At 68.8% G+C, this 6,294-nt stretch carries 5 protein-coding genes and 1 pseudogene; 3 read left to right on the top strand and 3 right to left on the bottom strand.

Annotated elements, in window-relative coordinates:
- Nucleotides 1-793: 793 nt before the first annotated feature.
- A complete protein-coding gene (locus D7294_RS08155; protein ID WP_120677059.1) occupies nucleotides 794-1,162 on the bottom strand; it encodes a hypothetical protein in 369 nt (122 codons plus the stop codon).
- Nucleotides 1,163-2,530: 1,368 nt separating this feature from the next.
- On the opposite strand from D7294_RS08155, the gene D7294_RS31535 reads away from it, so the two are divergent.
- Together D7294_RS31535 and D7294_RS32965 are read left to right on the top strand one after the other, a co-directional pair.
- Nucleotides 2,531-2,830 carry a hypothetical protein gene (locus D7294_RS31535; protein ID WP_147450789.1) on the top strand — a complete coding sequence of 100 codons (300 nt, stop codon included), beginning with the start codon at nucleotides 2,531-2,533 and terminating at the stop codon, nucleotides 2,828-2,830.
- 211 nt (nucleotides 2,831-3,041) lie between these two features.
- Complete coding sequence (locus D7294_RS32965) at nucleotides 3,042-3,647, top strand: signal protein (protein WP_241562185.1); 606 nt, start codon at nucleotides 3,042-3,044, stop codon at nucleotides 3,645-3,647.
- Nucleotides 3,648-3,947: 300 nt separating this feature from the next.
- Here D7294_RS32965 and D7294_RS08135 read toward each other — a convergent pair.
- Nucleotides 3,948-4,698: pseudogene (locus tag D7294_RS08135) on the bottom strand (transposase).
- Between the two features lie 112 nt (nucleotides 4,699-4,810).
- Nucleotides 4,811-5,407, bottom strand: coding sequence for a TetR/AcrR family transcriptional regulator (locus tag D7294_RS08130; RefSeq protein ID WP_120677055.1), 597 nt, complete (start codon nucleotides 5,405-5,407; stop codon nucleotides 4,811-4,813).
- An 87-nt stretch (nucleotides 5,408-5,494) separates the two neighbouring features.
- Between D7294_RS08130 and D7294_RS08125 the strand changes: the two genes are divergently transcribed.
- On the top strand, nucleotides 5,495-6,226 hold the full coding sequence (locus D7294_RS08125; RefSeq protein ID WP_120677053.1) for an SDR family NAD(P)-dependent oxidoreductase: 732 nt from the start codon (nucleotides 5,495-5,497) through the stop codon (nucleotides 6,224-6,226).
- Nucleotides 6,227-6,294: the final 68 nt, after the last annotated feature.

Genomic DNA, 6,294 nt, shown 5'->3' with positions numbered 1-6,294 from the left:
TTTGTTTTTACACGGAGGAGACGGCATTCGAGTTTTCTGAATGGGACTGGGGTTCAGGCGGGCCAACTTGATGATTCCCGCGGAGCGGGTCCAGGCGCGCTGCGCGCGCCTGCAGTGACTTCTCCGCGCTTCGCGCGGAGAAGTTTTCCCGTCCGCTTCGCGGACGGGAAATGATTCCCGCTTCGCGGGAATCATCAAGTTGGAGTGGGGATTCCCGCTTCGCGGGAATCCCGGCGCTTCCGCTTCGCTCCAGCGCCAAAGGCCGCAGCAGCGAGGGGGTGGTGTGGGGGTGCATCGGGGCTTGAATGCTGTGTAGTTACGGGGATTCATACGGGCTCCTCTGTCGGTGGGCTCGGTGCGGGGGGACGGGTGCATTATTCTCCCGGCTTTGTGGGGCTGTGGAAACACATCGGGCGTCCGACTGACGGGGGAACAGATCATGCGAGATCGGGCGTTCTCTTCACCAAAAGCTTCCGGCCGATCCGGAGTCCCGTACTAAATCTTCCTGATCGTCTGCATCTGTTATTGATGCACTCGTGTAGAATCAGGAATTTTCGGCAAGGGCCCGGACGAGGCCGGCGCAGCCTTACGCGCTCCCCCAGCCACGTGTCCCCCGATCGGGCGGCCGACGTCCCCACAGCCGCACGCAAGACGATTCCCGCTCACGCCACGGCGATCGAACGCGGTCAGGCCGCCTTCACCGTCGACGGTCACGCAATTCCCCAGCGATGTGATCACGTCATTCCCCAGGCTGAGGGGCCTGGAGCGGGCCCCGCTCTCGCGGAACCCGAGGTCAGACCTGCCAGTCCAGTTGCGGCTCGGGGACGCCGACGGAACGTCCATACTGCTGAGCTTCGCTGCGGCCCTCGGCTTGCCCGCGGGGGTAACGGAAGACCTTGTTGGCAAAGACCACGAACGTTTCGTCAACGGTGTGGAAGTCGGTGTACCAACCTCCCGATGAAGCGAGGCAGGAAGAGAGCTGATCCGCGAGCCGCAGCGCGTCGGATTCCTCGGCGGAAAACTCCAGGAGTGTCCAATGCCGTGGCTGGCCATCCCCGGGGTCCGACACCTCCACCCGCGACAGCTTGGTGATCTGCAGGGGGACCCCAGCCAGCCGGGCTCCGACCCGTAGACTCTCGGCGATCAGTACTCCACGCAGCACCCGAACCTCCCTGACGTTGGCGTCGTAAGACTAACTCCCCTTCCCAGGGCGCTTGTTGGGCCGATAGCCGGGGCCGTTCATAATGACCTGGTGGCCGGCGTCGATCAGCCGCTCCAGCAGCGACTCAGCAACAAAGTTGAGGAAGAGGGGACACCAATCGCCGGGCGCCCACCTGCCGACAGTGATCAGGAACCGGCCCTGCCGCCCGCTGACGAGTCCGCAGAGATCGTCAGCCAAGAGGGCGCGGTCAGCAAGCACACGACGACGTCACCCGGCGAAGTCGAACCCATCCAGGGCAGCTCGCTGCTTCGAACCTCGCTTTACACAGGCGCGTTCGAACGCGACAGTCCCACCGCAGATGATCTCGTCCTGACAGAAGACCTCAAGAAAGTCAAGGTGCCCCAGTTCGCCCTTCCGGGCCCGGACGAGCCAGGCGTCGAGAATCCCCAGCACCCCAATAACCACAAAGCCATGAGCGATTCACGCAGGGCGATGGCCATCACACTCACCAGACGGCCTCCTCCGCACCACCGCGGTCCCGGTCATCGTGGAGCCGACCCGACATCTGCACGGGGACGAACAATCCCTCGGCCCCATGAAGCAAGGCCACGGCTCCTCCAACGCCGATCCCCAGTACCAGACCGGCCCCGGGACCGGAGACCGGAGACCGGGATGCCCTAGACAGTGCAGTAAGACAGGGGCGCCACCCGTAACCGCCTTGCGGGAGATGGCCTCCAAACGCATGCCTCCATACTCCAATCCGCAAACCAAGCACTCCCTGACAACCCGAAGACGATACAAGGCCATGACCAACAGGAACTCGACGATCACCTCACAGCAGGCATCCCCCGCCAGGAAAAGATGCTCGCGGATCTGGCGGAGGTCCGCACCGCTGTGGAGGAGCTGCGGCGCGAGCTGGCTCAGGCGGTGGCAGGCCGGCTTTGGGGTGCGGCCGACCACGTTGGCAGTGGGGACGAAGGGCCGCTGGAAGATACGGGCCGGGTGAGGGCCGTCGGCGATGAGACTGGGCTTCAGGAGCTGGGGAGGGCCGAGCAGGTGGCCGTCGAAGAGGCAGCAGCTGTGGCGCCGGAGGGCGCCGAGCGTCGGGAGCGAGAGCAGGCCCGGGACGGCGACGGAGCACCTGCGGCGGTTCCCTCCGCCTCCACGGTGGGCAGTGGCCAGGGCGCTGGTACGGCGGCCCCTGGTTCGGCCGTGGCAGATGCCGCGGGCGAGGAGGGTAGGCGCTCGCCTGTCACTTCGGAAGTCGACGAGGAGCGGGGGCATCTGTCCACTCTTCTGTCTGCGGGCGGCATCGCCTCTGCACGTCTCCTGTGCCATCGCCATACCTGGGAGTTCATCCTCGCCTCGGTGCGGTCAGACCCGTTTTTCCGGGTCCCCGAGCGGATCGGCGAAGTCGGCGAGGGCCTGGTCGAGGCCTACTTGTCGGGCCCGTCCCTGCTGGCCGTCCTGAGCACGATGCGGAAGCTGGCCGGCGGTGCCTGCTCCGCCGACGACCCGGTCACCTGGGCCCTGGCCGCCAGCGTGTACAGGCGGGCCCGCCTGGCCGTCGACGAGGCCACGCGCCTCCAGGACGAGGACGACGAGGACAGCGACTTCACCACCATCGTCCTGGACGACCGTCCCCGTCGGCCCGCGGCCACCTCCTAGCCGGTCCGGAGCCGCCCGGGCGCGCGGGCCGGTGGCTTGCGCGCCCGGAATCGTGCGGTGGCTCCCGCTCAGGCGATCGAGCGACTTTGGCCAACGCCAGGTGCTGATGCGTCTCCCACCGATCCTTCGGCCGGTGCGTCCGGGAGGCCGTTCGGGCGGTAGGGTCCGGTGTCGGGAGGGGAGAAGAATGCGCAGGCGCACGAGGGCTGTTGTGGCTGTTGCCGTGGGGGCGATCCTGGCGGGCGGCGGCTGCGGGGAGCCGGGGCGAGAGCGGCCGGAGGCCAGGCCCGCGCCGGGCGCGGCGGGAGCACTCTCCGCGGAGGAGTTGCAGGCCCGGTGGTGGGCCTGGGCGGCCTCGGAACCTTACGGGACGAACCCGATCGCGGACCCCGACGGCCGGTTCTGCGAGCGCGGCCAGCCCACGGACGTGTGGTTCCTGGCGGGTACTTTCGGCGGCCGGGCGGAGCGCACCTGCACCGTGCCGCCGGGCACCCCGATCGCCTTTCCCCTGGTGAACTCGATGGGGGAGCCGGAAGACTGCGCCGAGTTCATGCGCACGGCCCGGGGCTCGGCCGCCCTGGACGGCACCGCCGTCGACCCCGACCGCTATCCGGGTACCTCCGTCACCTTCGAAGGGGTTCCGGGCAACGCCGTCACGTCGTACGGCGGCTCGCACTCGGTCACGGCGTGCGGCCTGTGGGTACAGCTGCCCGCCGCGGAACCGGGGCGGCGCACCCTCACGATTTCCGGCTTCTCCGGCGACTTCGCCGTGGCCGTGGACTACGTCCTCCTCGTGCCCGAAGACCGGACGGTGTAATGCCCGCGCATCCGCCGCGGCGTCAGCTCCGGGTGTACAGCGACTCGGCCGCCGCGGCGGCGACGGTGTCCGCCACCCGGGCGAGCGCCGGCACATCGGGCTCTCCCAGGGAATCCCCCGCGAGGGCCAACAGCCAGAGCGCATCCTCACGCGCAGGTCGGCGGCCTCCCCCGCCCGGTCAGGATTCCGCCGGCAGCACGATCAGCCTCCAACCCCCGGGGCGCGTGACGGGCAGGCCCGCGGCAGCCAGGATCTGCCCAACACCCCACACCCGCCGACGCGGCCCCGCAGTGAGCTTCTTCAGCGGTGCCGCTCCAGGGTGAGTACGGCTTTGGCGAGTGACGTCTTGCGGTTCGGGTTGCAGCGGGCGTGACGGAAGATCCGCCAGGACTTGAGGCGGGCGACGCCACGCCCGGCCGGGGCACGGATCCTGGCCGGCGCCCGGTTCTACGGTCTGCTGGGCGGGAGTGAGGCCGTGGTGCGGCCGACGCTTGACGCCGGTGGTGCCCCAAGGACCTCCTCCTTGGCAGGCGAGGTCGGCCGGGATGGCGATGCCCTGGCGTCCGCGGATACGGATGATCCGGTGGGTACGGGCGGCGGCCAGGTCGTGGGCACGGCCGGGCAGTGCAGCGGAGAGCCACAGCAGTCGGCCGCTGGGGTCGGTGACGACCTGCGCGTTCACGCCGTGCCGGCGGGACTTGGCCGAGTAGTCCGCCCGCCCGTCACCGACGCGGTCGCACTCGGCGAGGGTGCCGTCCAGCAGGACGAAGTCCGGGTCGGCTTCGCGCAGGGCCTTGAGCAGGCCCGGTGCGCGCTCGGCGAGCAGGTCGGCGGCCGCTGTGGTGTAGGCGTGAGCAGTGGACTCGATGATGCCGAATCCTGCGGCGATCTGCGCCAACGTGACGTGCTCACGCAAGTACACGAGCGTCACCGTCGCGCGTTGAGACGGGCGCAGCTTGCAGCGCCGGTCCCCCTCACGGTTGACGATGAGCATGGTGACCCACTCCACGAGCGCATGTGACACGTCGAGTGCAGCGGGATAGATGATCAACGAGGGGCTGGGCTGCTTGGTTGAGACGTCAGTCATCTCCACCGGCAACTCGGGGGCCTCGTCTGTCACGCGCCCTCGGCCATCTCCCGATCGGTGGCCGGGCTGAAGAAACTCAGTGAGCGGGGCGGGGCAGCACGGCAAGGGCTGTCCGGGCAATATCGGTCAGCGTCTCCTCGCTCGCTCCGGCCTTGCCCAGCGCTTCAATGCCGCGCAGTACGGCGAGTACGAGCGCAGCCAGCTTTCCCGGATCCGCGTCCGCGGCGATATCGCCGTTGCGCTGACAGGCTGCGATGTCGTCCTCCAGCAGCTTCTGCAGCGCCTCGATGGCCGTGCGGGCCCGCTTGGCCACCGTCTCGTCGTGTTCGGCCAGCTCGGCGGCGCCCTTGGCCAGCAGGCATCCGCGGTGGGCGGTGTCTGCGGCAGTCGCCGCCGCCACCGCGTGCACGTGGGCGGACAGCCGCTCGAAGGCGTCCGCGTCGTTGCCGCGCAACTGCCGGCTCACGGCATCGACGACGGAGCCGCAGTAATCGTCGAACACCCGGTGGAACAGTTCCTGCTTCCCGCCGAACGCGCCGTACAGGCTGCCTTTGCCGAGCCCCGTTGCCTCGGCGATGTCCTCCATGCGCGTGGCGGCGTACCCACCCGACCAGAACCGCTCCCGGGCAGTGTCCAGTACCTGCCGCTCGTCGAACCTCCTGGGTCGCGCCATGGGGACAGCCTACCCATTCTTGACTGGTTCGTCCATAACGGCTAGTGTTATGGACGAACCAGTCAAGAACTGAGGAGTGGGCGCGTCATGACGGAAGTACTCGCAGGCAAGGCGGCGGTGGTCACCGGAGCCAACAGCGGCATCGGGCTGGCCATCGCCAAACGGTTCGCCGCGGAGGGGGCACGGGTGTTCCTGGCCGGTCGCCGTCAGGAGCCGCTCGACGCGGCCGTCGCCGAGATCGGGCCGGCAGCCACCGGCGTGAGGACCGACGTTTCGATACAGACGGACCTCGACAACCTCTACTCGGTCGTGCGCGAGGAGGCGGGCCGCATCGACGTGCTTGTCGCCAACGCCGGCAGCGCGGTCCCTCAGCGTCTCGGTGAGATCACCGAGGAAGCCATCGACGCCACCTTCGGCACGAACGTGAAGGGCACGATCTTCACCGTACAAAAGGCGCTGCCCCTGCTGTCGGACGGCGCCTCGATCATAGTGACAGGATCGACCAGCACCCTCCGCCCCGGACCGGGCCTGGAAATCTACGGCGCATCGAAGGCGGCGGTGCGCAACCTGGTGCGCAGCTGGGCGCTCGGCGCGCAGGAACGGAAGTTCCGGGTGAACGTGCTGAGCCCCGGCCCGACCCACACCCCGGGCCTGATCGGCGCCGTAGGCCCGGACCACCAACTCGCCTCGCAGGTGCCGCTCGGCAGGATCGGCCGCCCGGACGAGATCGCCGCCGTGGCGACGTTCCTGGCCTCGGACGCCTCCAGCTTCGTCAACGGCGCCGACTGGTTCGTCGACGGAGGCCAGGCACAGGTCTGACCGCGCCCCGCATACGGTGGGCATACCGCGCACCCCGGTTCACCGGACGGGGCCTCGCCCATGGGGCC

Source organism: Streptomyces hoynatensis, from assembly GCF_003626535.1.
In the GTDB taxonomy this organism is placed as follows: Bacteria; Actinomycetota; Actinomycetes; order Streptomycetales; family Streptomycetaceae; genus Streptomyces; species Streptomyces hoynatensis.
Note: the sequence above shows the minus strand (reverse complement) of the source record. Positions and strands in the feature narration are given on the sequence as shown.

Bases quoted from the DNA above. Each gene is read 5' to 3' on its own strand.
- D7294_RS08130 (WP_120677055.1), bottom strand. From the start codon at position 5,407: ATGGCGCGACCCAGGAGGTTCGACGAGCGGCAGGTACTGGACACTGCC.
- D7294_RS08125 (WP_120677053.1), top strand. From the start codon at position 5,495: ATGACGGAAGTACTCGCAGGCAAGGCGGCGGTGGTCACCGGAGCCAAC.